22 protein-coding genes are annotated in these 25,153 nt (G+C 71.3%); 15 read left to right on the top strand and 7 right to left on the bottom strand.

Annotated features, from left to right (window positions below; translation table 11 throughout):
• The first annotated feature begins 11 nt into the window (after positions 1 to 11).
• Positions 12 to 1,298, top strand: a complete 1,287-nt coding sequence (locus FYW99_RS12095; protein ID WP_150252083.1) for an aspartate aminotransferase family protein — start codon at positions 12 to 14, stop codon at positions 1,296 to 1,298.
• A 180-nt stretch (positions 1,299 to 1,478) separates the two neighbouring features.
• The gene (locus FYW99_RS12090) at positions 1,479 to 2,987 is read left to right on the top strand and encodes a CoA-acylating methylmalonate-semialdehyde dehydrogenase (protein WP_150252082.1); all 1,509 of its coding nucleotides are present in this window, start codon (positions 1,479 to 1,481) and stop codon (positions 2,985 to 2,987) included.
• Positions 2,988 to 3,228: 241 nt separating this feature from the next.
• On the opposite strand, the gene FYW99_RS12085 is transcribed toward FYW99_RS12090, so the two are convergent.
• Together FYW99_RS12085 and FYW99_RS12080 are read right to left on the bottom strand one after the other, a co-directional pair.
• The gene (locus tag FYW99_RS12085) at positions 3,229 to 3,471 is read right to left on the bottom strand and encodes a hypothetical protein (RefSeq protein ID WP_150252081.1); all 243 of its coding nucleotides are present in this window, start codon (positions 3,469 to 3,471) and stop codon (positions 3,229 to 3,231) included.
• Positions 3,472 to 3,710: 239 nt separating this feature from the next.
• Complete coding sequence (locus tag FYW99_RS12080; protein WP_150252080.1) at positions 3,711 to 4,526, bottom strand: carbon-nitrogen hydrolase family protein; 816 nt, start codon at positions 4,524 to 4,526, stop codon at positions 3,711 to 3,713.
• A gap of 145 nt (positions 4,527 to 4,671) precedes the next feature.
• Between FYW99_RS12080 and FYW99_RS12075 the strand changes: the two genes are divergently transcribed.
• The 3 genes from FYW99_RS12075 to FYW99_RS12065 are packed head-to-tail and all read left to right on the top strand — an operon-like array spanning position 4,672 to position 7,918.
• Positions 4,672 to 5,346 (top strand): TetR/AcrR family transcriptional regulator, encoded by a 675-nt coding sequence (locus tag FYW99_RS12075; protein ID WP_150252079.1) that lies wholly within the window; start codon positions 4,672 to 4,674, stop codon positions 5,344 to 5,346.
• Positions 5,347 to 5,399: 53 nt separating this feature from the next.
• On the top strand, positions 5,400 to 6,323 hold the full coding sequence (locus FYW99_RS12070; protein WP_150252078.1) for an ABC transporter ATP-binding protein: 924 nt from the start codon (positions 5,400 to 5,402) through the stop codon (positions 6,321 to 6,323).
• Positions 6,320 to 7,918, top strand: coding sequence for an ABC transporter permease (locus FYW99_RS12065; RefSeq protein ID WP_150252077.1), 1,599 nt, complete (start codon positions 6,320 to 6,322; stop codon positions 7,916 to 7,918). Before FYW99_RS12070 ends, FYW99_RS12065 begins: the two co-directional genes overlap by 4 nt.
• Positions 7,919 to 7,996: 78 nt before the next feature.
• On the opposite strand, the gene FYW99_RS12060 is transcribed toward FYW99_RS12065, so the two are convergent.
• Positions 7,997 to 8,467 (bottom strand): YqaA family protein, encoded by a 471-nt coding sequence (locus FYW99_RS12060; protein ID WP_150252076.1) that lies wholly within the window; start codon positions 8,465 to 8,467, stop codon positions 7,997 to 7,999.
• Positions 8,468 to 8,498: 31 nt separating this feature from the next.
• On the bottom strand, positions 8,499 to 9,596 hold the full coding sequence (gene rlmN / locus FYW99_RS12055; protein ID WP_150252075.1) for a dual-specificity RNA methyltransferase RlmN: 1,098 nt from the start codon (positions 9,594 to 9,596) through the stop codon (positions 8,499 to 8,501).
• Positions 9,597 to 9,795: 199 nt separating this feature from the next.
• On the opposite strand from rlmN, the gene FYW99_RS12050 reads away from it, so the two are divergent.
• Both FYW99_RS12050 and FYW99_RS12045 read left to right on the top strand, forming a co-directional pair.
• On the top strand, positions 9,796 to 10,881 hold the full coding sequence (locus FYW99_RS12050) for a suppressor of fused domain protein (RefSeq protein WP_150252074.1): 1,086 nt from the start codon (positions 9,796 to 9,798) through the stop codon (positions 10,879 to 10,881).
• Between the two features lie 106 nt (positions 10,882 to 10,987).
• The gene (locus FYW99_RS12045; RefSeq protein WP_150252073.1) at positions 10,988 to 12,220 is read left to right on the top strand and encodes an MFS transporter; all 1,233 of its coding nucleotides are present in this window, start codon (positions 10,988 to 10,990) and stop codon (positions 12,218 to 12,220) included.
• 138 nt (positions 12,221 to 12,358) lie between these two features.
• On the opposite strand, the gene FYW99_RS12040 is transcribed toward FYW99_RS12045, so the two are convergent.
• Entirely contained in the window at positions 12,359 to 12,733 is a 375-nt protein-coding gene (locus FYW99_RS12040; protein ID WP_150252072.1) for a BlaI/MecI/CopY family transcriptional regulator, read from the bottom strand.
• Positions 12,734 to 13,368: 635 nt separating this feature from the next.
• Between FYW99_RS12040 and FYW99_RS12035 the strand changes: the two genes are divergently transcribed.
• Positions 13,369 to 17,019, top strand: a complete 3,651-nt coding sequence (locus FYW99_RS12035) for a multifunctional oxoglutarate decarboxylase/oxoglutarate dehydrogenase thiamine pyrophosphate-binding subunit/dihydrolipoyllysine-residue succinyltransferase subunit (protein WP_150252071.1) — start codon at positions 13,369 to 13,371, stop codon at positions 17,017 to 17,019.
• Positions 17,020 to 17,052: 33 nt separating this feature from the next.
• Positions 17,053 to 17,232: a DUF6104 family protein gene (locus FYW99_RS12030; RefSeq protein WP_013154687.1), complete on the top strand. Its 180-nt coding sequence runs from the start codon at positions 17,053 to 17,055 to the stop codon at positions 17,230 to 17,232.
• 59 nt (positions 17,233 to 17,291) lie between these two features.
• Here the strand turns inward: FYW99_RS12030 and FYW99_RS12025 are convergent, their stop codons facing one another.
• Positions 17,292 to 17,816: a hypothetical protein gene (locus tag FYW99_RS12025; RefSeq protein ID WP_223838939.1), complete on the bottom strand. Its 525-nt coding sequence runs from the start codon at positions 17,814 to 17,816 to the stop codon at positions 17,292 to 17,294.
• Between the two features lie 250 nt (positions 17,817 to 18,066).
• On the opposite strand from FYW99_RS12025, the gene FYW99_RS12020 reads away from it, so the two are divergent.
• Together FYW99_RS12020 and FYW99_RS12015 are read left to right on the top strand one after the other, a co-directional pair.
• Positions 18,067 to 18,918 carry a DUF4097 family beta strand repeat-containing protein gene (locus tag FYW99_RS12020; RefSeq protein WP_190394630.1) on the top strand — a complete coding sequence of 284 codons (852 nt, stop codon included), beginning with the start codon at positions 18,067 to 18,069 and terminating at the stop codon, positions 18,916 to 18,918.
• The gene (locus tag FYW99_RS12015; RefSeq protein WP_150252070.1) at positions 18,919 to 19,977 is read left to right on the top strand and encodes a PadR family transcriptional regulator; all 1,059 of its coding nucleotides are present in this window, start codon (positions 18,919 to 18,921) and stop codon (positions 19,975 to 19,977) included.
• Between the two features lie 69 nt (positions 19,978 to 20,046).
• On the opposite strand, the gene FYW99_RS12010 is transcribed toward FYW99_RS12015, so the two are convergent.
• Complete coding sequence (locus FYW99_RS12010) at positions 20,047 to 21,177, bottom strand: NAD(P)-dependent malic enzyme (RefSeq protein WP_190394639.1); 1,131 nt, start codon at positions 21,175 to 21,177, stop codon at positions 20,047 to 20,049.
• 448 nt (positions 21,178 to 21,625) lie between these two features.
• Here FYW99_RS12010 and FYW99_RS12005 point away from each other — a divergent pair, with 448 nt between their 5' ends.
• From FYW99_RS12005 to FYW99_RS11990, 4 genes are all read left to right on the top strand, one after another.
• Positions 21,626 to 22,555 carry an ABC transporter substrate-binding protein gene (locus FYW99_RS12005; RefSeq protein WP_150252068.1) on the top strand — a complete coding sequence of 310 codons (930 nt, stop codon included), beginning with the start codon at positions 21,626 to 21,628 and terminating at the stop codon, positions 22,553 to 22,555.
• 38 nt (positions 22,556 to 22,593) lie between these two features.
• Positions 22,594 to 23,559, top strand: coding sequence for an amino acid ABC transporter permease (locus tag FYW99_RS12000; protein ID WP_150252067.1), 966 nt, complete (start codon positions 22,594 to 22,596; stop codon positions 23,557 to 23,559).
• Positions 23,556 to 24,377, top strand: coding sequence for an amino acid ABC transporter ATP-binding protein (locus FYW99_RS11995; RefSeq protein ID WP_317846990.1), 822 nt, complete (start codon positions 23,556 to 23,558; stop codon positions 24,375 to 24,377). Before FYW99_RS12000 ends, FYW99_RS11995 begins: the two co-directional genes overlap by 4 nt.
• A gap of 136 nt (positions 24,378 to 24,513) precedes the next feature.
• Positions 24,514 to 25,101: a class I SAM-dependent methyltransferase gene (locus FYW99_RS11990; RefSeq protein WP_150252066.1), complete on the top strand. Its 588-nt coding sequence runs from the start codon at positions 24,514 to 24,516 to the stop codon at positions 25,099 to 25,101.
• Positions 25,102 to 25,153: the final 52 nt, after the last annotated feature.

Raw genomic sequence — 25,153 nt, 5'->3', positions numbered from 1 at the left:
AGACTGGGGGCATGTCGGAACTTCTCTCGCGCCACCGCGCGGTCATGCCCTCCTGGCTGCCCCTGTACTACGAGTCCCCGCTGGAGATCACCGGCGGCAAGGGCGCCCGTGTCACGGACGCCGACGGCAACACCTACCTGGACTTCTTCACCGGCATCGTGACCAACATGCTCGGCTACGACGTGGCCGAGGTGCGCGAGGCCGTCGAGCGCCAGATCGCCAGGGGGGTCGTGCACACCTCCACCCTCTACCTCATCCGCAGCCAGGTCGAACTGGCGGAGAAGATCGCTGGCCTGTCGGGCATCCCTGACGCGAAGGTGTTCTTCACCAACTCCGGTACCGAGGCCAACGAGACCGCCCTGCTGCTGGCCACGTACGCGCGCGGCAGCGACGAGGTGCTGGCGATGCGCGGCAGCTACCACGGGCGCTCGTTCGGCACGGTGGCCGTGACCGGCAACCGGGCGTGGAAGAACTCCTCCCTGTCGCCGCTGAACGTGCACTACCTGCACGGCACCGACCACGCGGCTCCGGCCTTCCGGGGGATGACCGACCGGGAGTACGTCGAGGCGTGCGTGGCCGACCTGCGCGACGTGCTGGACACCGCGGCGCCGAACGTGGCGTGCCTGATCGCCGAGCCGGTGCAGGGCGTGGGCGGGTTCGCGATGCCGCCGGACGGCCTGTACGCCGCCTACAAGGAGGTGCTGGACGAGCACGGCATCCTGTTCGTGTCCGACGAGGTGCAGACCGGGTGGGGGCGTACCGGCACGAGCTTCTTCGGCATCGGCAACCACGGGGTGGTCCCGGACGCCATGACCTTCGCCAAGGGTCTGGGCAACGGGTTCGCGGTGGGCGGCGTGGTGGCGCGCGGCGACCTGATGGACCGGCTGGGCGCGCTGGGCGTGGCCACGTTCGGCGGCAACCCGGTGTCGATGGCGGCGGCGGGGGCGACCCTGGACTACGTGCTGGAGCACGACCTCCAGGGCAACGCGCGGCGGCAGGGCGCGCTGATCCTGGAGGGGCTCAGCGCGCTGACCTCGCTGCCGAGCGTGCGCGACGTGCGCGGCAAGGGACTGATGTTCGCCGTGGAGATGGTGGACCCCGCCACCGGCGCACCGTCCTCCCCCCTGGCCGGGAGGGTGCTGGAGGCCACCCGCGAGCGCGGTCTGCTGGTGGGCAAGGGCGGTGTGCACGGCAACGTGCTGCGGATGGCGCCGCCGATGACGCTGTCGCAGGAGGAGGCCGTGGAGGGCCGCGACGTGCTGCTGGACGCGGTGCGCACCGTGGACGCCGGGCTCTGATGACGACCGGGGTCTGAGGAGGAACGACCGGGGACTGAGGGCCGCCGCGGCACGGTCTCCGTGCGCAGGTGGGCAGCACGACGCTGGCGGCCCCCGGGGACCCCCCGTATCAAGCAAACCGCGCCGGGGCACCGCGCGCCAGCCCCGACCGGACGCCTGTGGACAAGGGAGAGAGCGGATATGAGCAAGCACGTCACCCACTGGATCGGCGGAGCCGCCCACGAGGGCCCGGCCCGGCGCACGGGGGACATCTACGATCCGGCGTCCGGGCGGGTCACCGGCACGGTCCACCTCGCAGGACCGCAGGAGGTCGACGCGGCGGTGACGGCCGCGCGGGAGGCCTTCCCGGCCTGGCGCGACACCTCGCTGTCCCGGCGGGTGCAGGTCCTGTTCCGCTTCCGCGAGCTGCTCAGCGCCAACGCCGACCGGTTGGCGGAGCTGGTCAGCGCCGAGCACGGCAAGGTCCTCTCCGACGCCCGGGGCGAGGTGGCCCGCGGCCTGGAGGTCGTCGACTTCGCCTGCGGCATCCCGCACCTGCTCAAGGGCGGCTACTCAGAGAACGTGTCCACGGGCGTGGACGCCTACTCGATCCTCCAGCCGCTCGGCGTGGTCGCCGGGATCACGCCGTTCAACTTCCCCGCGATGGTGCCGATGTGGATGTTCCCGGTGGCCGTCGCCTGCGGCAACGCGTTCGTGCTCAAGCCCAGCGAGAAGGACCCCTCGGCGTCGGTGCTGCTGGCTGGGCTGTGGGCCGAGGCGGGGCTGCCCGAGGGCGTGTTCAACGTGGTGCACGGTGACAAGGAGGCGGTGGACGCCCTTCTGGAGCACCCGGACGTGGCGGCGGTCAGCTTCGTGGGCTCCACCCCGATCGCGCGGTACGTCTACCGGACCGCCGCCGAGCACGGCAAGCGCGTGCAGGCCCTGGGCGGGGCCAAGAACCACATGGTGGTGCTGCCCGACGCCGACCTGGACCTGGCCGCGGACGCGGCGGTCTCGGCCGGGTTCGGCTCGGCGGGCGAGCGGTGCATGGCCATCTCCGCGGTGGCCGTGGTGGACTCGGTGGCCGACGGGCTGGTGGAGCGGATCCGCGAGCGGGTGGCGCGCCTGCGCGTGGGCCCCGGCGACGACGAGCGCAGCGAGATGGGGCCGCTGGTCACCAGGGAGCACCGCGACAGGGTGGCCTCCTACCTGGAGTCGGGAGTGCGCGAGGGCGCGACCCTGGCGGTCGACGGCCGCGTGCACCCGGTGTCGGGCGGGGACCCGGACGGGTTCTGGCTGGGCCCGTCGCTGCTGGACCACGTCGGCCCGGAGATGTCGTGCTACCGGGACGAGATCTTCGGCCCGGTGTTGAGCGTGGTGCGCGTGGGCGACTACGACGAGGCGGTCAAGCTCGTCAACGCCAGTCCCTACGGCAACGGCACGGCGGTCTTCACCAACGACGGGGGCGCCGCCCGGCGGTTCCAGAACGAGGTCGAGGTCGGCATGGTGGGGATCAACGTCCCCATCCCGGTACCGATGGCCTACTACTCCTTCGGCGGCTGGAAGCAGTCCCTGTTCGGGGACTCACACGCGCACGGAACGGAGGGTGTCCACTTCTACACCCGCACCAAGGCGGTCACGGCCCGCTGGACCGACCCGGGCCAGAGGCCCGAAGGGGGCGTCAACCTGGGGTTCCCCACCAACGGTTGACGCCGGGTCCGCGAAAATACCGGACGGATCTTTCTCACTGTCGGTCGGCGGTGAACGACACGGAGTATCGTTGTCAGCATACGCCCCTCACGGGGCGTGGTCGGCGCCGACAGTCGACGCACGAACCATCCGGGAAGGGCGCGCTCATTTCCCCTCCTCCCCAATGGAAGCGGGCGCGCCGACGGGAGCGCTCCGGGTCCGCCTCTCCCCCTGGACCCGGAGCGCGACCGTCTCCGCACCGCTAGCGCACCGCGAACAGCCGCTCCTCGGCGGCGATCCGGGGCTCCGCGCCGACGAGGTCGGCGCACTCCTCACAACCGAACACCGCGCTCCCGTCCGGGAGCTCGCCGAGCACCCGGCGGGGCCGGGGCCACTTGGTGTGGCAGACGACGCAGGCATCCCCCATGCACTGCGCCCAGCTCAGCGAGTCCGGATCGTAGACGTCGACGTCGATCGCGGGCCGCGTGTCTGGTTCGCACATCATGCTCGTTCCGCGCAATGTCCTTGCTCCCCCCGTGGTTTAGGACAGTCTGGCGGGCCGATAGTTACCGGCTCTTTATTGAATCAGAAGCTTTGGGCACCTGGAATGGTTCGGACCGATCTACATCACACCATGCAGGGGAATCATAACCCTAAGTGATGAGACCTGGGAAGACCCTGTCTGGTGGGACAAGCTTCACCTGCTTTGTCCGGTTAGCTACGGGGCGGTAGTGATCCGGGACCTCAGTCCTCGGCCCGTACAGAGACCGAAAAACGGCGCAGGGAGAGCGCCGGATTGAGATCCCTCACCTCCTGGACCCGGGAGGCCGAAACCTCGGCCGAGGCGACCGCGAAGGTCTGCTCCCCCAGCGCCGCGAGGGGGGTCCCCATGGGATCGACCACCATGCTGTTGCCCGCTCCCGTGGGCGCCGCCTGCCCGGAGGCGGCCACGTACACGGTGTTCTCGATGGCGCGCGCCCGGGCCAGGGTCCGCCAGTGCTCCTCCTTCAGCGGGCCGGGCACCCACTGCGCGGCCAGCAGCACCACGTGCGCACCGGCCTCGGCGATGCGCCGCGTCACCTCGGGAAAACGCAGGTCATAGCAGGTCTGCAGACCGAACACCACACCGTCGACGACGAAGGTCTCGGGCTCCTCGATCGGGCCGGGGCGCAGCACGTCCGACTCCCGGGCCCCGAAGGCGTCGTACAGGTGGATCTTGCGGTAGTGCGCGACCCGCTCACCCTCCGGCGACAGCGCCACCAGCGTGTTGGTGAAGTGGGTGGCGTCCTGGCCGCTCTGGGCCTCGCCGACCCCCAGCACCAGGTACACGCCCTCCCGCCGGGCTGTGTCGGCCGCCTCTGAGACGAAGGGGCCGTCCAGGGGCTCGGCCGCCGCCACGTAGCGCTGGTCAACGCGGCCCGCGGTGAACATCGTGTACTCGGGGAACAGGACCACCCGGGCCCCATCCGCCGCCGCGCGGGCGGTCAGCTCCGCCACCGAGCGCTGGTTGCGCGCCTTGTCCTGACCGGGGGCGAACTGGGCGACCGCGACCTGCACCATCGAACCTCTCCTCGTCGGCGTGGGACGCCCGGAGGCGCCGTGCACCGAGTGTACGGCCAGCTCCGCGGCCCCGTCCGCGCGGACCGGACCGCCTCCGGGACCACCCCCTTGCCAAAGGACTGAACAAGCGTTTAATCTGTTGAACATGAGTTCAACCGACCGTCCGGACCGGCCCGACAGGGAGTCCGACCTCACGGCACGCGCCAGGATCCGCGACGCGGCGATCAGGTGCTTCGGCCAGCGCGGGTTCGGCGTGACCGTGCGGGCGATCGCCGAAGAGGCCGAGGTCTCCCCCGGACTGGTGATCCACCACTTCGGTTCCAAGGACAAGCTCCGGCGGGCCTGCGACGAGCACGTCACCGCGGTCGTCAACGAGGTCAAGACGGACACGGTCACCAGCCACGACGGGCAGACCTTCCTCCACCAGCTCACGACGATGGAGCAGTACGCCCCCCTCCTGGCCTACGTCGTCCGCTCCATGCAGACCGGGGGCCCGCTCGCGGCCTCGCTCTTCGAGCGCATGGTGGCCGACATCGAGGTCTACCTCGCCGCGGGCGAGGCCGAGGGCACCATCCGCCCGAGCCGGGACCCGGCCCGGCGCGCCCGCTACCTGGCCACCAGCTCCCTCGGTTCGCTGCTCATGTTCCTCACGCTGGAGCGCTTCGAGGAGGAGGCCGACTTCGGCCGGGTCGCACGCGAGTGGTCGCGGGAGTACATGCTCCCGACCCTGGAGCTGTACACCGAGGGCCTGCTCACCGAGCGCACGATGCTCGACGCCTACCTCCTGTACGTCAGCGATCCCCCCGAGGAGCCCCGTTGACCGCCCCGAACCCCCGTACCCGACCCCCACCACGCACGGAGGGAACCCCGACCATGCCACCAACCGCCATCGAGGTCCGCGGCGTCGACAAGCGCTTCGGCCGCTTCCAGGCCCTGGACAAGCTGGACCTGACCGTCCGCACGGGCCAGGTCGCGGGCTTCCTCGGGCCCAACGGCTCCGGGAAGTCCACCACCATCCGCGTCCTGCTCGGCCTGCTCAGGGCCGACGCCGGGGCGGTCCGCCTGCTCGGCGGCGACCCCTGGCGGGACGCCGTCACCCTGCACCGGCGCCTGGCCTACGTGCCCGGCGACGTCACCCTGTGGCCCAACCTGACCGGCGGCCAGGCCATCGACCTGCTCGGGCGGCTGCGCGGCGGCCTCGACCCCGCGCGGAGGAGGGACCTGCTGTCCCGCTTCGAACTGGACCCCACCAAGAAGGCGCGCACCTACTCCAAGGGCAACCGGCAGAAGGTCGCCCTGGTCGCCGCGCTGGCCTCCGACGCCGAGCTGCTCATTCTGGACGAGCCCACCTCCGGCCTGGACCCGCTCATGGAGGCCGTGTTCACCGAGTGCGTCCTGGAGGCCAAGGCCCGGGGCCGCACCGTGCTGCTCTCCAGCCACATCCTGTCCGAGGTGGAGAAGCTGTGCGACACCGTCACCATCATCCGCAGGGGGCGTGCGGTGGAGTCGGGCACCCTGGACGACCTGCGCCACCTGACCCGCTCCGCCGTGCGCGCCACCGTGTCCGGGGACGCCCGGGTCCTGGAGGGCGCCGACGGGGTGCACAACCTTCGGCTCGACGGCGACACCGTCGCCTTCGACGTCGACAACGTCCACATCGACGCCGCCATGCGCACGCTCACCGGCCTGGGCATCCGCTCCCTGGTGAGCAACCCGCCCTCGCTGGAGGAGCTGTTCATGCGCCACTACGGCGACGAACTGGCCGCCCGCGACGGCGACGGGAGCGCGGCGGCATGAGCGCGTTCACCGGTACCGGCACCCTCGTCCGGTTCGTCCTGCGCCGCGACCGCGTCCGTCTGACGGTCTGGACCCTCGCCCTGGTCGGCACCGTCGTCGCGACCGTTCCGACGCTCGACGACATGTTCTCCACCGACGCCCAGCGCCAGGCCCGGGCCGCGCTCATGGACACCCCGACCGGTGTCGTCTTCGGCGGTCCCGGATACGGGCTGGACGACTACCAGCTCGGCCCCATGGTGGTCAACGAGCTGACCATGAGCGTGCTCATCGCCCTGGCGGTCATGAGCGTCCTGCACGTGGTCCGGCACACCCGCGCCGAGGAGGAGAGCGGCCGCGCCGAACTGCTGCGCGCCAGCGTCCTGGGGGCGAGCGCCCAGATGACCGCCGCGCTGGCGACCATCTCGGTCGTCAACCTGCTCGTCGGCGGCCTGACCGCGCTGGCCTTGGCGGGCAACGGCCTGGCGGTCGCCGACTCCGCGGCCTACGGGCTGGGGCTGGCCCTGGCCGGGATCTCCTTCGGCGCCTTCGCCGCCGTGTGCGCGCAGGTCACCGAGCACGGACGCGCCGCCGCCGGGCTGGCCTTCCTGGCCGTCGGTGTGCTGTTCCTGTTCCGGGTCGTCGGCGACATGGCGGAGGAGGGAGGCAACGCGCTGTCCTGGCTGTCTCCGTTCGCCTGGGTCCAGCAGACCCGCGTGTTCCACGACCTGCGCTGGTGGCCGCTGGTGCTGTACGCGGTCCTGATCGTGGTGCTCTTCGCCCTGGCCTACGCCCTGGCGGGACGGCGCGACCTCGGCGCGGGGCTGGTCGCCTCCCGGCCCGGTCCGGCCGGCGCGGGCGGGCTGCTCAACGGCGTGTTCGCGCTGCACCTGCACCAGCAGCGCGGGGCCGTCGCCGCCTGGACCTGCGCTACCTTCCTCTTCGCCTTCGCGTTCGGCTCGCTGGTCACGGAAGTGGAGGGGATGCTGGAGGAGAACCCCGACCTGGTGGCCGTCCTCGGCGACGCCGCCGACGACGTCACCGGAGGCTTCCTCGGCACCATGAGCGGTTACGTGCTGATGGCCGCGTCGGCCTACGCCGTCATGTCCGTGCTGCGGGCGCGGAGCGAGGAGACCTCCGGGCGCGCCGAGCTGACCCTGTCCGCGGCCGTCGGCAAGGTGCGCTGGTTCGGCGGCGCCCTGCTGGTCAGCGTGCTGTCCTCGGCGGTGATCGTGGCGGCGGGCGGCGTCGGCATGGGCCTGAGCGCGTCCGCCGCCCTGGGGGACTCCTCCTGGACGTGGACGATGACCGAGGCGGCGCTGGCCCAGCTGCCGGTGGCCCTGCTGTTCGCCGCGCTGACCGCGGCGCTGGTGGGAGTGGTTCCGCGCCTGGTCCCGCTGGTGTGGGCGTGGCTGGGCTACAGCCTCCTGGTCTCGCTGCTCGGACCGATGCTCGGCCTCGACGAGCGGCTGCTGGACCTGAGCGCGTTCGAGCTGCTGCCCAAACTGCCCGCCGACGAGTTCGACGCCGCCCCGGTGGCCGTCGCGCTGGGGGTCGTGCTCGTGGCCAACGCGATCGCCCTGGCGGGCTTCCGCCGCCGGGATCTGGCCAGCGTCTGACGGGGCGCGGTCCGGTGGGCCGTCGGGCCGGGGACCGGTTCGACGGCGCCCGGACCGCGGGAGGGGGCCGAGCCCCGGTCAGGGCAGGAAGGACAGGCCCCAGGCGGGCGCGAACACCACGGCCATGAAGCGCGCGGTGCGGGTGACGAAGGTGATCAGGGCGAACAGCACGACGTTCATCCGCACCACCCCGGCCAGCACCGACACCACCATGAACGGCGGAACGCTGGCGAGGGAGCTCACCGCCACCAGGCCCGCGCCCCAGAGCGGCTGTTCCTCGGCCCTGCGCCGCCAGCCCTCGGCCCGCGCGGCCCACCTGCCGGGCGTGGCGCTCCTGCGGCGGATCCACGGAGCGGAGAGCGACCCGCGCCCGGCGTAGTAGTAGGGCAGCTTGCCCAGGGTCTGTCCGACCCCGGCCGCCACCGCCATGGCGACCAGGGCGCCGTCGTCCATCGCGATGACGGCGCCCACCAGGTAGACCTCGATGTTGATGACCGGGACGAGCCCGGAGACGAGGGCGACCACGAAGGCCAGCGCCGTCTCGATCACCCCGTGCTCCCGGGCGCCGTGGGCGGGCCGGTCAGTTCTCGGCCGCCGCGAGCTGCCCGCACGCGCCGTCGATCTCCTGCCCGCGGGTGTCGCGGACGGTCACCGACACCCCGTGCGACTCCAGCCGCCGCACGAACTCTCGCTCGTCCTCGGGGCGCGAGGCCGTCCACTTGGAGCCCGGGGTGGGGTTGAGCGGGATGAGGTTGACGTGCACCAGGTGGCCCTTGAGGAGCTTGCCCAGCAGGTCGGCCCGCCACGCCTGGTCGTTGATGTCCTTGATCAGCGCGTACTCGATGGAGACCCGGCGGCCCGTGGTGCCCGCGTAGCGCCAGGCGGCGTCCAGGACCTCGTCGACCTTCCAGCGGGTGTTGATGGGCACCAGCTCGTCGCGCAGCTCGTCGTCGGGGGCGTGCAGGGAGATCGCGAGGCGGACCTGCATCCTCTCGTCGATGAGCTTGTTGATGGCGGGCACCAGGCCGACCGTGGACACGGTGACCCCGCGCTGGGAGATGCCCAGGCCGTTGGGGATGGGGTCGGTGATGCGGCGCACCGACTGGAGCACGCGCTTGTAGTTGGCCATGGGCTCGCCCATGCCCATGAACACGATGTTGCTGATCCGGCCCGGCCCCCCTGCGACCTCACCGGCGGCCAGGTCGCGGGCGCTGGCGACCACCTGCTCGATGATCTCCCCGGTGGAGAGGTTGCGGGTCAGGCCCGCCTGGCCGGTGGCGCAGAACGGGCAGTTCATGCCGCACCCGGCCTGGGAGGAGACACACAGGGTGACGCGGTCCGGGTAGCGCATGAGCACCGACTCGAACAGCACCCCGTCGAACGCCTTCCACAGGGTCTTGCGGGTCATGCCGTTGTCACAGGTGATGTGGCGCACGGGCGTGAGCAGGGTGGGCAGCAGCGCCTCGCCGAGCCGCTCCCGGGAGGAGGCGGGCAGGTCGGTCATGGCCGAGGTGTCCGACACCAGGGAGCCGAAGTAGTGCTGGGCGAGCTGCTTGGCCCGGAAGGGCTTCTCGCCCAGTTCACGGACGACCTCGGCCCGCTCCTCGGGGCTGAGGTCGGCCAGGTGCCGGGGAGGTTTGGCACGACGGGGTGCGACAAAGGTGAGCTCGGCGGGCATAGACAGTCCGTAGGAAGTGGAAGTCGGTGGTCTGGCGCCCGGGCGCGGACGGCGGCGGAACGTGTCGTTATACGACCTATACGCCGCCGCGGTGCAGCTCCGCCTGTCAGGGCACTACCGTCGATTCTACGCACTGCGCGGACGGGCCTGACGGGTCCGTCCGGCTACGACGACCGGGGATCGGTGTGTGGGAGGGCCGGTGACAGGGATCGACGTCCTGCTCGACGAGATCAGCCCGTACCAGAGCCGACGTGTCGTCGTCGAGTGCGACTCCCACACCACGGCCGCCTACCTGCTGGACGCGCGCGGGCGCATCCGCGTCCCGGTGTGGCTGGCCAACCACGAGATCGCGCCGCGCACGAGCGAGTCCGGCGGGCTGTACGAGGGCCGGGCCCCGCTCATGCCCGAGGCCTACACCAAGCATCCGCAGGGCCGCCCCCGCTTCGACCCCGACCGCCTGCGCGCCGTGTGGTTCGAGGAGGGCGACGGGGTCGCCCTGGTGGACGAGGAGGGACTGCTGGCCGTCATCCCGGGCTGGGCGGAGGCCGACAGCGGGCTGCCGGGGTACGCGCGCGAGGCGATCGGCCGCAGCGCCTACGCCTGGGAGCTGGACTCGGTGCGCGGACAGCTGTGGCCGCGCGTGGTGCACGCCGAGGCCTACTGGGACTGGCGGCGCGCCTCGGGCGCCTGGCGCAGCGTGCAGCGCACGGTGCTCAGCCACCTCAACCGGAACGTGGGCGAGCCCGGGCACTACTGGGACGTCTCCGACGGCCACCCCCCGCTGCTGCGCGTCTCGGAGCGCCCGCCCACCGCGGACCGCCCGTACACGGTGCTGTCCACGGTCGGGATGTGCGGCCAGCGCATGCCCACCCTGGACCGCTACATGGCCAACACCTCCCAGCACGCCCGGGTGGAGCTGGCCCTGGCCACGACGCTGCCGGCGCACCACGCCGCCCGCGTCTTCCGGTGGATCGGCGCCTTCCCCTGGCGGGCGGTGACCTGGTTCGGCACCGGGCACACCGTCAAGTGGCTGGACAACCCCGAGGACCGGGCCATGCGCGGCGGCGCGGGGGCCGTGCTGCTCCTGGAGGACCCCGCCGCCCTGGTCACCCGCCCCGAGCACCGGCCGCCGGACACCACCGGGCTGTCCTTCCAGGGCGACCCCGTGCGGTGGCTGTGGATCGTGCCGATCACCCGTCCCGAGCACCTGTTCGCCAAGGAGCACGACAGCGCCACCCTGGTGGAGAAGCTGGCCGCCGAGGGCCGCAGCTGGGTGCTCGGCTGACCGGGGTCGCCGGACGTTCCGCGAAAACCCGTTGACACCCCCGCGGGAAGGGCGGGATCGTCGCTGCCGTTCCGGTTCGGGCGAGCGGAGGCGGGGTCACGGGACCATGGTGCGCACCGGCGGCGGGGGCGCGGGGCTGACTGCCCCGCTGGGGTGCCCGGCCTTCCGCGGACTGGCGCTGGGCCGGGCCCTGATGGCCCTGGGCAACGGCATGGCGTCGGTGGCGCTGGCCTTCGCCGTGCTGGACGTGACCGGCTCCCTGACGGGCGTGGGGCTGGTGGTGGGCGCGCGCTCGGTCGCGAACGTGGCGCTGCTCCTGCTCGGCGGCGTCATCGCCGACCGGCTGCCGCGCGCGCTGGTGCTCCAGGGCGGATGCGCCCTGGCCGCGGCCTCCCAGGCGCTCCTGGGAACGCTCCTGCTGACGGGCACCGCCTCTCTGCCGCTGATGATCGCGCTGAGCCTGGTCAACGGCGCCGCCGCGGCGGTGAACCTGCCCGCCTCCGCGGCGCTGACTCCGCAGACCGTGCCCCGGGAGCTGCTGCGCCAGGCCAACGCGGCGATGGGCGTGGGCGTCCAGGGCGGAATGTTCCTGGGGATGTCGGCGGGCGGCGTGGTGGTGGGCCTGCTGGGCGCGGGCTGGGCGATCACGGCGGACGCGGCGCTGTTCGCCTGCGCCGGGGCGGCCTTCCTTTCCGTGCGGGCCGCCCGGTCGGAGAGGCCCGTGGACACCGGGAACGCGAACGTGCTGCACGACCTGCGCGAGGGGTGGAGCGAGTTCGTGTCGCGGCCCTGGGTCTGGATCATCGTGCTCCAGTTCATGGTCGTCAACGCGGGCTGGTCGGCGGCCACGGCCGTGCTGGGGCCGGGCATCGCCGACGGGACCTTCGGCCGGACCGCGTGGGGCCTGCTCATGGCGGCCAACAGCGTCGGGCTGCTGGCGGGCGGCGTGCTGGCGGCCCGCTGGCAGCCGCGGCGGGCGCTGGTCTACGGCGCGGCCCTGATGACGGCGCACGCCGTGCCCTTCCTGGCCCTGACCGGGCCGTCGCCGCTGCCGGTGCTGTTCGCCGCGATGTTCCTGGCGGGTGTGGCGGTGCAGCAGTTCGACGTGGCCTGGGAGGTCGCGGTCCAGGAGAACGTGCCGCGGGAGAAGCTGTCGCGGGTGTACTCCTACGACGCGCTGGGCTCGTTCGTGGCGATGCCCCTGGGGCAGGTCGCGATCGGTCCGTTCGCCGAGCGCTTCGGCCCGGCCCCGGCCCTGGTACTGGTGGCCTCGCTGACCCTGCTGGCCACCCTGGCCGCGGTCTCCTCGCGCAGCGTGCGCACCCTGACCCGCGCCTAGCGGTCTGACCAGAAACGTTGCTGGTGTGCCACGAGGGCCCTGACCTGCGCCTTAGCGGGGTTGGACGGTCGAGGTGCGCTGTAGGTACAAGATCACGACGGAGGGGGCGGGCTCCGGCGAACCCTTGTGGTCACGGCGCTAGCTGGCGATGCCGCGGCGGTCCCGGGCCTGGGCCAGCACGCGGTGGAGGCGCGCGACGTCCTCGTCGCTGAAGCGCTCCACGAAGCGCAGCAGGGTGACCCCGGTGTCGGGCCCGGTGTTGAGGACCTCGTCCATCATCCGCGCGGTGTACTCGGCGTGCGACTCGCGCGGCCAGTACGTCCAGGCTCGGCCGGTCTTCTCCCGGTCCAGCAGCCCCTTGTTGAAGAGGATGTTGGCCACCGTCATGACGGTCGTGTAGGCCACGTCGCGGTCGTAGACCATGCTCTCGCGGACCTGGCGCACGGACAGCGGCTCCTCGGACCGCCACAGCGCGTCCATGATGGCCGCCTCCAGTTCACCCAGACCCCTCATGGCCTCCCCGCCCGTCGCGTCCTCGGTTCCGATGGATCGTAGACACGAGGGGGCCTCCCGCGTGGGAGAACTCCGGAGAGCACACAGATACGTACATCCTCGGCACCGGTCACCGGCGTTTCACCAGCGAACGCACGCCCGGACACGAGGGAAAGAGCGTTCGCGGCCGGGCCCGGGCCCCTCCCGCCCGCTGGGAAGACCGGCGGAGGGAGCCCGGCCGTCCTGCCCGGCCGCTCGCACCCCTCCGACGGAGGCCCGCCCCGGCGGGTTCCCCAAGAAGCACCGTGTTACACGCCACATCCGTCATGGCCGGTCGCGGCCAACATCTTCACATCGCGAAACCCCTGCAAAACCCCACAAGTCAGGCACTCAAGCAACGCTGGGCATTGTTACTCACACGTAGCGCCAACGTTGATGTGAAAGATTGTTACCTATCTCCTAGTTTCCACAACGTCAGCGTTCCCCGCGCGGAGGCCGGTACAAGTAGCCTTGTACCCGACGAGTGCTGGCCAGGCCAGATGCTTCTCCGTATGCGCGGAACAGCTCCCGCGTTCGTTTCCTGAGCCCGCCTTGCCAGCAGCCACCCGTCTTCCTACACATTCACAAGCGAGCTGCGGAAGTGGGCGATCTCCGCCGTGTCGTCTGAGGCGTCTCAACCCCTGACAGATTTCGGTCCCAACGAGTGGTTGGTCGAGGAGCTTTATCAGAAGTACTTGAACGACCCGAACTCCGTTGACAAGGCCTGGTGGAACTTCTTCGCGGACTACAAGCCCGCGGAGACTGCTGGCGCGAAGGGCGGGAGCGGCGCGAAGGCGCAGGGCGAGAAGGCCCCCGCGGCCTCCGCCCCGAAGAAGCCGACCGCCCCCGCGGCCCCGGCCTCCAAGCCAAAGAGCAAGGACGACAAGGAGGGCAAGGACGAGGCCCTCCAGGTCAAGCAGGAGCGGCTGCGCGGCGCACCCGCGCGGACCGCGACCAACATGGAGTCGAGCCTGGGCCTGCCCACCGCCACCAGCGTGCGCGCGGTGCCGGTCAAGCTGCTCTTCGACAACCGCATCGTCATCAACAACCACCTCCGACGCGGCCGTGGCGGGAAGGTCTCCTTCACCCACCTCATCGGCTACGCCATGGTCAAGGCCCTCAAGGCCCTGCCGGAGATGAACCACTCCTACGCGGAGGTGGACGGCAAGCCCGGCGTCGCCAAGCCCGAGCACGTGAACTTCGGCCTGGCGATCGACCTCCAGAAGCCCGACGGCTCCCGGCAGCTGGTCGTGCCCTCCATCAAGAAGTCCGACGAGATGGACTTCACGGAGTTCTGGAGCGGCTACGAGGACCTGGTCCGCAAGGCCCGCACCAACAAGCTGGGCGTGCCGGACTTCCAGGGCACCACCATCAGCCTCACCAACCCCGGCGGCATCGGCACCGTGCACTCGGTCCCGCGCCTGATGCCGGGCCAGGGCACCATCCTGGGCGTGGGCGCGATGGAGTACCCGGCCGAGTTCCAGGGCGCCTCCTCCGACACCCTGGCCGAGCTGGGCATCAGCAAGGTCATGACGCTGACCTCCACCTACGACCACCGCATCATCCAGGGTGCGCAGTCCGGCGAGTTCCTGCGCCGGATCCACCAGCTGCTGCTGGGCGAGGACGGTTTCTACGACGAGATCTTCAACTCGCTGCGCATCCCCTACGAGCCGGTGCGCTGGGTGCAGGACATCCACGTCAACAAGGCCACCCAGCTCGACAAGACCACCCGGGTCCAGGAGCTGATCCACGCCTACCGCGTGCGCGGCCACCTGATGGCCGACACCAACCCGCTCGACCACGAGCAGCGCAAGCACCCCGACCTGGACGTGCTCGAACACGGCCTCACCCTGTGGGACCTGGACCGCGAGTTCCCCACCGGGGGCTTCGGCGGCAAGCAGGTCATGAAGCTGCGCGACGTGCTGGGCGTGCTGCGCGACACCTACTGCCGCACGGTGGGTATCGAGTACATGCACATCCAGAGCCCGGAGGAGCGGGAGTGGATCCAGGCGCACGTCGAGCGCGAGCACGAGAAGCTCGACCGCGACGAGCAGCTGCACATCCTGCACCGGCTCAACAGCGCCGAGGCCTTCGAGACCTTCCTCCAGACCAAGTACGTGGGCCAGAAGCGCTTCTCCCTGGAGGGCGGCGAGTCGCTGATCCCGCTGCTGGACGGCGTGATCTCCAAGGCCGCCAGGGCCGAGCTGGACGAGGCCGTCATCGGCATGGCCCACCGCGGCCGCCTGAACGTGCTGGCCAACATCTGCGGCAAGTCCTACGGGCAGATCTTCGGTGAGTTCGAGGGCAACCTCGACCCGCGCAGCGCGCACGGCTCCGGCGACGTCAAGTACCACCTGGGCACCGAGGGCACCTTCGAGACCCACGACGGCGACAAGATCCAGATCACCCTGGCCGCCAACCCGTCCCACCTGGAGACGGTCGACCCGGTGGCCGAGGGCATCGTCCGCGCCAAGCAGGACGTGCTCAACAAGGGCCCGCAGGGCTTCACCGTCCTGCCGATCCTCATCCACGGCGACGCCGCGTTCGCCGGACAGGGCGTGGTCGCCGAGACGCTGAACCTGTCGCAGCTGCGCGGCTACCGGACCGGCGGCACGGTGCACGTCATCGTGAACAACCAGGTGGGCTTCACCACCTCGCCGTCCGACAGCCGCTCCAGCGTCTACGCCACGGACGTGGCGCGGATGGTGCAGGCTCCGATCTTCCACGTCAACGGGGACGACCCCGAGGCCGTGGTCCGGGTCGCGCACCTGGCCTTCGCCTACCGCCAGGCGTTCAACAAGGACGTCGTCATCGACCTGGTCTGCTACCGGCGCCGCGGCCACAACGAGGGCGACAACCCAGCCTTCACCCAGCCGCTGATGTACGACGTCATCGACGCCAAGCGCTCCACCCGCAAGCTGTTCACCGAGTCCCTCATCGGGCGCGGCGACATCACGGTGGAGGAGGCGGAGTCGGCGCTGCGCGACTACCAGTCCGAGCTGGAGCGGGCCTTCACCGAGACCCGCGAGGTCGAGAAGAAGCCGATCGAGCCCGGCGCCGTGGTCAAGCCCGAGGTGTTCACCGAGGGCCGCCTGGAGCACTCCGCGGTCGAGACGGCGATCAGTACCGAGACGGTCAAGCGGGTCATCGACACCCAGGTGTCGCTGCCCGAGGGCTTCACGCCGCACCCGCGGCTGGCGCCCCAGCTCTCGCGCCGCGCGACGATGGTCGAGACCGACGCGATCGACTGGGCCACCGGTGAGCTGCTGGCCTTCGGGTCGCTGCTGCTGGACGGCCACCCGGTCCGCCTGGTGGGCCAGGACAGCCGCCGCGGCACCTTCGGCCAGCGCCACGCCACGCTGATGGACCGCGAGACCGGCGAGACCCACACGCCGCTCAAGCAGTTCGACGACGGCATCACCCGGTTCCACGTGCACGACTCCCTGCTGAGCGAGTACGCGGCCCTGGGCTTCGAGTACGGGTACTCGCTGACCCGTCCCGACGCCCTGGTGATGTGGGAGGCGCAGTTCGGCGACTTCGTCAACGGCGCCCAGACCATCATCGACGAGTACATCAGCGCGGGCGAGCAGAAGTGGGGGCAGCGCTCCAGCGTGACCCTGCTGCTGCCGCACGGCTACGAGGGCCAGGGGCCGGACCACTCCTCCGCCCGCATCGAGCGGTTCCTGCAGCAGTGCGCGCAGGAGAACATGACGGTGGCCTACCCGAGCACCCCGGCGAGCTACTTCCACCTGCTGCGCTGGCAGGCCAAGTCGCCGCTGGAGCGCCCGCTGGTGGTGTTCACGCCCAAGTCGCTGCTGCGGTTGAAGACCGCCGCCTCGGCCGCCGCGGACTTCACCTCGGGCCACTTCGAGCCGCTGATCAAGGACGACTCGATCGCGCCGGACAAGGTGCGGCGCGTGGTGCTGTGCTCGGGCAAGATCTACTACGACCTGGACGCGGCGCGCCGCAAGAGCGGTGACAAGCACACCGCGATCATCCGGGCGGAGCGGCTCTACCCGCTGCCGATCGAGGAGATCCGCGAGCAGCTCAAGGCCTACCCCAACGCGGGCGAGGTCCTGTGGGTGCAGGAGGAGCCGGCGAACATGGGCCCGTGGCCCTTCGTCGCGCTGGTCTTCTCCGAGCAGCTCGACCGTCCGTTCACCCGGATCTCGCGTCCGGCCTCCTCCGCGCCCGCGGCCGGTTCGGCCAAGCGCCACGAGGCCGAGCAGCGTGCCCTGGTGGACACGGTCTTCCCGCCCGCGGACTAGCGTTCGGGCCTGCGAGCACGTAGAGGGAACAGCGTGTACTACACCGATCGCGGAATCGAGGAGTTGGAGAACCGCCGCGGCGGCGAGGAGGTCAGCTTCGCCTGGCTCGCCGAGCAGCTGCGGGCGTTCACCGACATGAACCCCGAGTTCGAGACCCCGGTCGACCGGCTGGCCACGTGGCTGGCGCGGCTGGACGACGAGGACGACGAATAGGGACCGCCTGAGGGGCCCGGGTCACACGACCCGGGCCCCTTCGCGTGTCTGAGGGGGCCTCAGGCGCCGGTGGCGCGGAACCACTCCCGGCTGGAGCGGGCGACCAGCAGAAGGAGGAAGAGGAGAGCGGGGAAGAGCAGACCCACCGCGGCGCTGAACACCCACAGGACGGCGTCGAACACCGAGGTGACGCCGAGCGCGGCCACCCCCACGGCCGCGCCGACCAGGATCGCTCCCGCCTCGACGCCCACGGCGACGCGCGCCCACCTGCGGCCCGTGCGCCCTCCCCCGCCGAGCCGGATCGCGGCGACGGCGCAGGAGAGGGCCCTGAGGACGTGCAGCGCGGGCATGACCCAGAGTTCGGCCACGGAGAAGCCCTGCACGGAGAGCCACTCCTCGAAGTTCGCCGAGGGGTACAGGTACAGACTCAGCAGCAGGAACAGGTAGTAGAGGGCCATCAGCGCGGCGATGGTGCCCAAGAGGCTGAACAGCACGCGCAGGAACCGCAGGGCGCGGGGCATGCGTGGGGGGCCGCCCGTCCCCGGCGGGCCGGGGGCGAAGACGGGCGTCGGGGGATGGTGCATTCTCGGTCACTCCAGGTCGTACGGTCGGTCCGACCGGGCCGACCGCCCATTCAAGCGCAGACCCGCGACATCCCCGACGCCGCCCCGGAAGGTCCGGGCCCCTTCACGTGTCCGGGGCCCTGCCCGCGACGGTCTCGGGGTTTCCCCGGAGGTCCCCCTGAAACGCCTCGCCGATCCGCGACATATCTTGAGTTTGCCGTAGACGCGACATATCGTGAGAACACGGAGCGAGCGAAAGGGGCCGAGCACGATGGCACGTTGGACCATCGACAGGCCGATGACCCAGACCCTGGACGGCATCGTCGCGTTGCGGGTCCGGATCATCGGAGGCCACGTCAACATTCTTCCCACCGACGATCCGGTCACCTTCGAGGTCACCGACATCGTCGGCGAACCCCTCCTGGTCACGCAGGAGGCGGGCATCCTCACCATCCACTACGAGGACCTCACCAGCCAGGGGCTCCTGGACCGGCTGCGGCCGGTCCAGCTCAACGGCTACAAGAGCGTGCAGAACCGCAGGGCCACCGTGAACCTGCGGCTGCCCAAGGACTGCCCGGTCGAGGTCAGCACGGTCAGCGCGCCGATCGTCGCCGCCGGGCTCAGCGCCCGCAGCCAGCTGCGGACCGCGACCGGGGAGATCACCCTGGACGAGACCTCGGGCGAGACCGAGATCAACACCGTCTCGGGGAGCACCGCCGTGCGCGACCCCCACGGCAGCCTCAAGTTCAACAGCGTCAGCGGCCAGCTGGCGGTGGCGGGCGGACGGCTGTCCGCGCTGAGCGCCAAGACCGTCTCCGGCCAGCTGCTGGCCGACACCGGCGTCGCCCCGGCGGGGCGGGTGCGGCTCACCTCGATCTCGGGCGAGATCGCCCTGCGGGTGCCCTCCGAGACCTCGGCCACCGTGGAGCTGCGCACCGCGGCCGCGCCCGCCAAGTCCGACTTCGGGCTGGACCGCCGCAGCGCCCCGGCCAGGACGGTCCTGAGCGGGAGGATCGGCAGCGGTGTCGACCCCGCGTCCATCACCATCAACTCCGCGTCCGGACGGACGGCGCTGCTGCGGCGCGCGCCCGAGGCCCCGGCCGCGATCCCCGAGGGGGCCTGAATGAGCACCATCTTCGGCCACGGCAGACTACGGCTTTACCTGCTCAAGCTGCTGGACGAGAACCCGCGGCACGGCTACGAGATCATCAGCCTGCTCCGCGACCGCTTCCTCGGCGTGTACTCGCCCTCTCCCGGCACGATCTACCCCCGGCTGGCGCGGCTGGAGGAGGAGGGGCTGGTCACCCACACCGAGGAGGGCGGCCGCAAGGTCTACAGCCTCACCGACAAGGGCCGTGAGGAGCTGCGCGAGCGCGAGAGCGACCTCAACGACCTGGAGCGGGAGATCACCGACTCGGTGCGCGACATCGCCCGCGCGGTCAAGCAGGACGTGCGCGCGACGATCAGCTCGCTGCGCGACGAGCTCAAGTTCGCCTCCGGCGGGACGCGCCGCTCCGGGACCGGGGCCCCGGGCGAACCCGCCGGGTCCACCGGGTCCACCGGGACCGCTGGGACCGCTGGTTCCACCGGGACCGCGGAGCCCGGCGACTCCACCGCCTCGGAGGAGGCCGGTCACGGCGGGGAGGGGACGGACGCGTCCGGGGACTCCGGTGAGCGACGCGAGCAGACCGGACCTGGCTGCGATGACGGCTCGCGGTGGTCCCGCGAGTGGGAGCGCTTCACGCAGGGCTTCGGCGCGTTCGGTGCCGCCTGGGGCGGCAGGCGCGATTCCGAGCGCCCGTCGCAGGGCCCGGAGTTCGAGCGCGCGCTGCACGACTTCGGCGACCGCGTGCGCGACGTGGTCCGCGAGGCGGGCCACGTCGGGGAGGCCGCAGCCGTCGACCTGCGGCGCATCCTGGACGACACTGTCGAGGTGATCCGCCGGGACATGCGGCACTGGGGCCCGCCCGCCGACCGCGCGGAGGAGGCCGGGGGCGACACCGGCGGGGCCGCTCCCGCCGAGGAGGGGCCCGCCGCCCCCGAGGCGGAGAAGGAGGGGCCCGCCGCCCCCGAGCGGCCCGGGCCTTCCGAGGGCGGATCCGCCCCGGAGGACGGGACGCGTCCGAAGCCGTCCGCCGACCCCTGGAGCGAGGCGGTCGACGACCCCGGCGACGGCAGGTAGGCGGTACGCCGAGGGGCCCGGAGGGCGGCGCGGGGGCGCGCCCTCCGGGCCCCGTCGTGTCCGGTGTGTCTAACCGCGGACGACGCCGTCCTCGCGGGCCTGGGCGGCGACCGCGGCGGCGACCGCCTTGGCCACCCTCTCGTCGAAGGGGCTGGGGATGATGTAGTCGGCGGACAGGTCGTCGCCGACCAGACCGGCCAGCGCGGTGGCGGCGGCCAGCTTCATGTTCTCGGTGATGTCCGTGGCCCCGGCGTCGAACGCGCCCCGGAACACGCCCGGGAAGGCCAGGACGTTGTTGATCTGGTTCGGGAAGTCGCTGCGCCCGGTGGCGACCACGCTCGCGTGCCTGCGGGCGACGTCCGGATGCACCTCCGGGTTGGGGTTGGCCATCGCGAAGATGATCGCGTCGTCGGCCATGGTGGCGACCACGGACTCGGGGACCTCGCCCGCGGACAGGCCGATGAACACGTCGGCCCCCTCCAGCGCGCTCTCGATGGACCCGCGCAGCCCCGCCCTGTTGCTGATGGAGGCCAGCTCCTGCTTGACGGGGGTCAGGCCCTCGCGACCGTCGTAGATCATGCCCTTGGAGTCGGCCACGGCGATGTCGCCGATCCCGCCGTCGATGAGCATCTTGGTGACGGCCACGCCCGCGGCACCCGCGCCGGAGACCACGGCGCGCAGGTCGGCCAGGGTGCGCCCGGTCAGCCGGGCGGCGTTGTGCAGCGCGGCCACGGTGACGATGGCGGTGCCGTGCTGGTCGTCGTGGAAGACCGGGATGTCCAGGCGCTCGCGCAGCTGGCGCTCGATCTCGAAGCAGCGGGGCGCGGAGATGTCCTCCAGGTTGATCCCGCCGAAGGAGGGCGCCATGCGCACGACGGTCTCGACGATCTCGTCGACCCCGGTGCAGCCCAGCGCGATCGGCACGGAGTCGACGCCGGCGAACTGCTTGAACAGCAGCGACTTGCCCTCCATGACCGGCAGGGAGGCCTCGGCGCCGATGTCGCCCAGGCCCAGGACCGCGGTGCCGTCGGTGACGACGGCGACCAGGTTGCTCTTCCAGGTGTAGGTGTCGACGAGCTCGGGGGACTCGGCGATGGCGTCGCAGACGCGGGCGACGCCGGGGGTGTAGGCGAGGGAGAGTCCCTCCTGGTCTCGGACGTCCACGGACGAGGTCACGTGGAGCTTGCCGCCGCGGTGCATGGCGAAGGCGGGGTCGTCGTCACGACGAGGATTCTGGGAACGCGAAACGGTGGTCACGGCTGAAAACCCCTCAGGTCTTGCGTGTTCCACCCGACCGTCGGCCATGACGGGGGCGGACCTGGCGGTGGTGCGGACCGCGCGCGAAGACGTGACGATTGCTAGGGGGCCCTCCTCGGCGCCGGTCGGCCATGACCGGTGGTGTCGCCGGGGAGAGTCGTTCTTCGCCGGACTCCTATACGAGTTGCTGCGCGGCCGCCTCTCACGGGGATGACCCGTTACGCAATCCTCTCACAACGGTGACCACAGGAACATCGCGGGTGTGCACGATGGGACGGCACCGGCTTCTGAGTGTTAAAAGAAGATTGTCCTGAATGTCGTTCCGGCTCGGGCGGTCGGGTCACGAACCCGCCCCCGCCAGGCGTTACGCGCCCCCGAAGGAGACCCCGCGATGGCTCTGCACAAGTCCCTGCCCACGCCGTTCGGCCTCGGCGCCCTGTCCCTCGCCGGTGTCCTGGCGCTGACCGCCTGCGGCGGCGGGGACGGCGGCGGAGCCTCCGAGGAGTCGGCCGCCCCCGAGGCGCCCGCCGTCGAGGTCGACGAGGAGCTCGCCGCCCTCGTGCCCGCGGACATCGCCGAGGCCGGAACCGTCACGGTCGGTGTCGAGGCCTCCTACCCGCCCGGCGAGTACCTGGACCCCGACGGCGAGACCGTCCTCGGCTTCAACGTGGACCTCGTCAACGCCGCCATGGCCAAGCTCGGCCTGGAGACGACGTGGGAGCCCACCGCCTTCGACTCCATCATCATCGGTGTGGACACGGGCACCTACGACCTGGGCTCCTCCTCCTTCACGGTCACCGAGGAGCGCATGGAGCAGGTCAACATGGTCAGCTACTTCTCCTCGGGCACCCAGTGGTTCGCCCAGGCGGGCAACCCCCAGGACGTGGACCCCGACAACGCCTGCGGCATGCGGATCGCGGTGCAGTCCAACACCACGCACGACACCGACATCGAGGAGCGCAGCGCGGCCTGCGTCGACGCCGGTGAGGAGGCCATCACCATCCAGAAGTTCGAGAGCCAGCCGCTGGCCACCGAGACGGTCGTCTCTGGCGTCAACGACGCCTCGCTCGCCGACCTGCCCACCGCCGTCTACGCGCTGGACCAGACCGGCGAGGGCGTCCTGGAGCTCATCGGTGAGCAGTACTCCACCGCTCCCTACGGCATCCTCACCAACAAGGAGGACACGGAGCTGGCCGAGGCCGTGGCCGCCGCCTTCAACGCGCTCATCGAGGACGGCACCTACGCCGAGGTGCTGGGAGAGTGGGGCGTGGACGCCGGCGGCATGGAGTCCGCCGAGGTGAACCCCGACCTGGCCGAATAAGCAGGCCGACCGACACCCACTGAGCGAAAGACCGACCCTTGTCCTCACCGACCGAACCGACGGACGGCCCGGTGTCGAAGACCTCGACACCGGGCCGTCCGGCCGACCACGTCACCGCCGTCCCCGTGCGCTACCCCGAGCGGTGGGTCGCCGCCGGGGTCATCCTCGTCCTCGCGGCCATGTTCGTGCACATGCTCTTCACGAACGACGCCTTCAACTGGCCGTTCATGTTCGACCACATGTTCTCCGAGCCGGTCGTGCGCGGCGTGTGGATCACCCTCAGCGCCACCGTGCTGTCGATGGTCATCGGCGTCGTCCTGGGCGTCGTCCTGGCGGTGATGCGGCTGTCGGGCAACCCCGTCCTGGTGTCCGTCTCCTGGCTGTACACCTGGTTCTTCCGGGGCGTGCCCCGCCTGGTGCTGGCGGTGCTCTTCGGCAACATCGCCATCCTGTACCAGACCATCGAGTTCGGCCTGCCCTTCGACAACTACTGGATGCCGTGGCTGGGCCTGGAGGGCGACGCCCGCTTCTTCGAGATCGACACCCGCACCGTGCTGAGCGGCTACACCGCGGGCCTGCTGGCGCTGTCGCTGTCCGAGGGCGCCTACATGGCCGAGATCATCCGCGCGGGCCTGCAGTCGGTCAACAGGGGCCAGACCGAGGCCGCGCAGGCGCTGGGCATGAGCAAGGGCAAGGTGCTGCGCCGGATCACCCTGCCGCAGGCGATGCGGGTGGTCGTGCCGCCCACGGGCAACGAGACCATCGCCATGCTCAAGGACACGGCGCTGCTGGCCTACGTGCCGGTGACCATCGAGCTGTTCTACCAGCTCCAGGCCATCGGCTCCCGGACCTACCAGATCTTCCCGATGCTGGTCGCCGCGTGCCTGTGGTACCTGGCCATCACCAGCGTCCTGATGGTGGGCCAGTACTTCCTCGAACGCAGGTTCAACCCCGGCCAGTACGGCAGTATCCGCGACCGCATCGTCGGAGGGGCGCACAGGTGAGCGACAAGACGAAGGACCCGGGCGTCCTGGAGACCGCTGAGGGCGCCACCCTGCCCGCCGACGCGCTCGTCGTGGCGGAGAACGTGCGCAAGAGCTTCGGCCGCCTGGAGGTGCTCAAGGGCATCGACCTCCAGGTCGGGCGCGGCGAGGTCATGTGCGTGATCGGCCCGTCCGGGTCGGGCAAGTCCACGTTCCTGCGCTGTGTCAACCACCTGGAGAAGCTCACCGCCGGGCGGCTGTGGGTCAACGGCGAGCTGATGGGCTACCGGCAAAAGCGCGGAAAGCTCTACGAGCTGCGCGACAACGAGATCGCCGCCCAGCGCAGCGACATCGGCATGGTCTTCCAGCGCTTCAACCTGTTCCCGCACCTGAGCGTCCTGGGCAACATCACCGAGGCGCCCGTGCAGGTCAAGCGGGTCCCCCGGGGCGAGGCCACCGCCAGGGCCATGGAGCTGCTGGAGCGGGTGGGCCTGCCGGACAAGGCCGACGCCTACCCCGACCAGCTCTCCGGCGGCCAGCAGCAGCGCGTGGCCATCGCCCGCGCGCTGGCCATGGAGCCGTCGCTGATGCTGTTCGACGAGCCCACGAGCGCCCTGGACCCGGAGCTGGTCGGCGAGGTCCTGGACGTCATGCGCGACCTGGCCCGGGGCGGGATGACCATGGTGGTCGTCACCCACGAGATGGGGTTCGCCCGCGAGGTCGGCGACTCCCTGGTCTTCATGGACGACGGCCTGGTCGTGGAGTCGGGCACGCCCGCCGAGGTGCTCTCCAACCCGCGCCACGAGCGCACCCGGGCGTTCCTGTCCAAGGTGCTCTGAGCGCTCCGGAAGGGCCGCCGCCCCGCCCCCCGGGCGCGGCGGCCGGTACCGGCCGGGGAAACACCCCCGGATCCCTTGACCGCGCGGCGGCGCGTCGCCAGAGTCGTGGTGTACGCGCCCCGCTCGGGAGAGGCACATGGACGCTCGCACGGACCACACACGCAGGCGCTGGGACCGCATGGCCGCCTACTGCGAGCACAGCGAGCGCTTCCAGAGCCCCGCCATGCGCCGCACCCGCGAGATCCTGTGCGCCGGGGCGCGCGGCGAGACGCTGGAGGTGGCGGTCGGAACGGGCCGCAACCTCGCCTACTATCCGCCGCAGGTGCGCCTCACCGCCGTCGACCTCAGCCCGCAGATGCTCGACCGCGCCCGCGAGAGGGCCGAGGAGCTGGGCAGGGCCGTGCGCTTCGTGGAGGGCGACGTCCAGGAGCTGGACTTCCCCGACCGGGCCTTCGACACCGTCCTGTGCACGCTGGCGATGTGCGCCGTCCCCGACCAGCGGCGCGCCCTGGCGGAGATGTACCGCGTGCTGGCGCCGGGCGGCAGGCTCCTGATGGTCGACCACATCGAGTACGCGCGTATGCCCGGGCGGCTCGTGGAGCGGCGCAGGGAGAACCCGCGCCGCCTGCCCCGGGAGGTCGCGGTCGAGGCCGGGTTCGAGGTCGGCCACCACGACCGGCTGTTCCTCGGGCTGGTGGAGCGGGTGGTCGCCCACCGGCCCTGAGCGGTTCCGGAGCGCGGGGACGCCCCGCCGCAGCGCATACCCTGGAGGCGAC

It is taken from the genome of Nocardiopsis deserti, assembly GCF_008638355.1.
Lineage (GTDB): Bacteria > Actinomycetota > Actinomycetes > Streptosporangiales > Streptosporangiaceae > Nocardiopsis > Nocardiopsis alborubida.
Note: the sequence above shows the minus strand (reverse complement) of the source record. Positions and strands in the feature narration are given on the sequence as shown.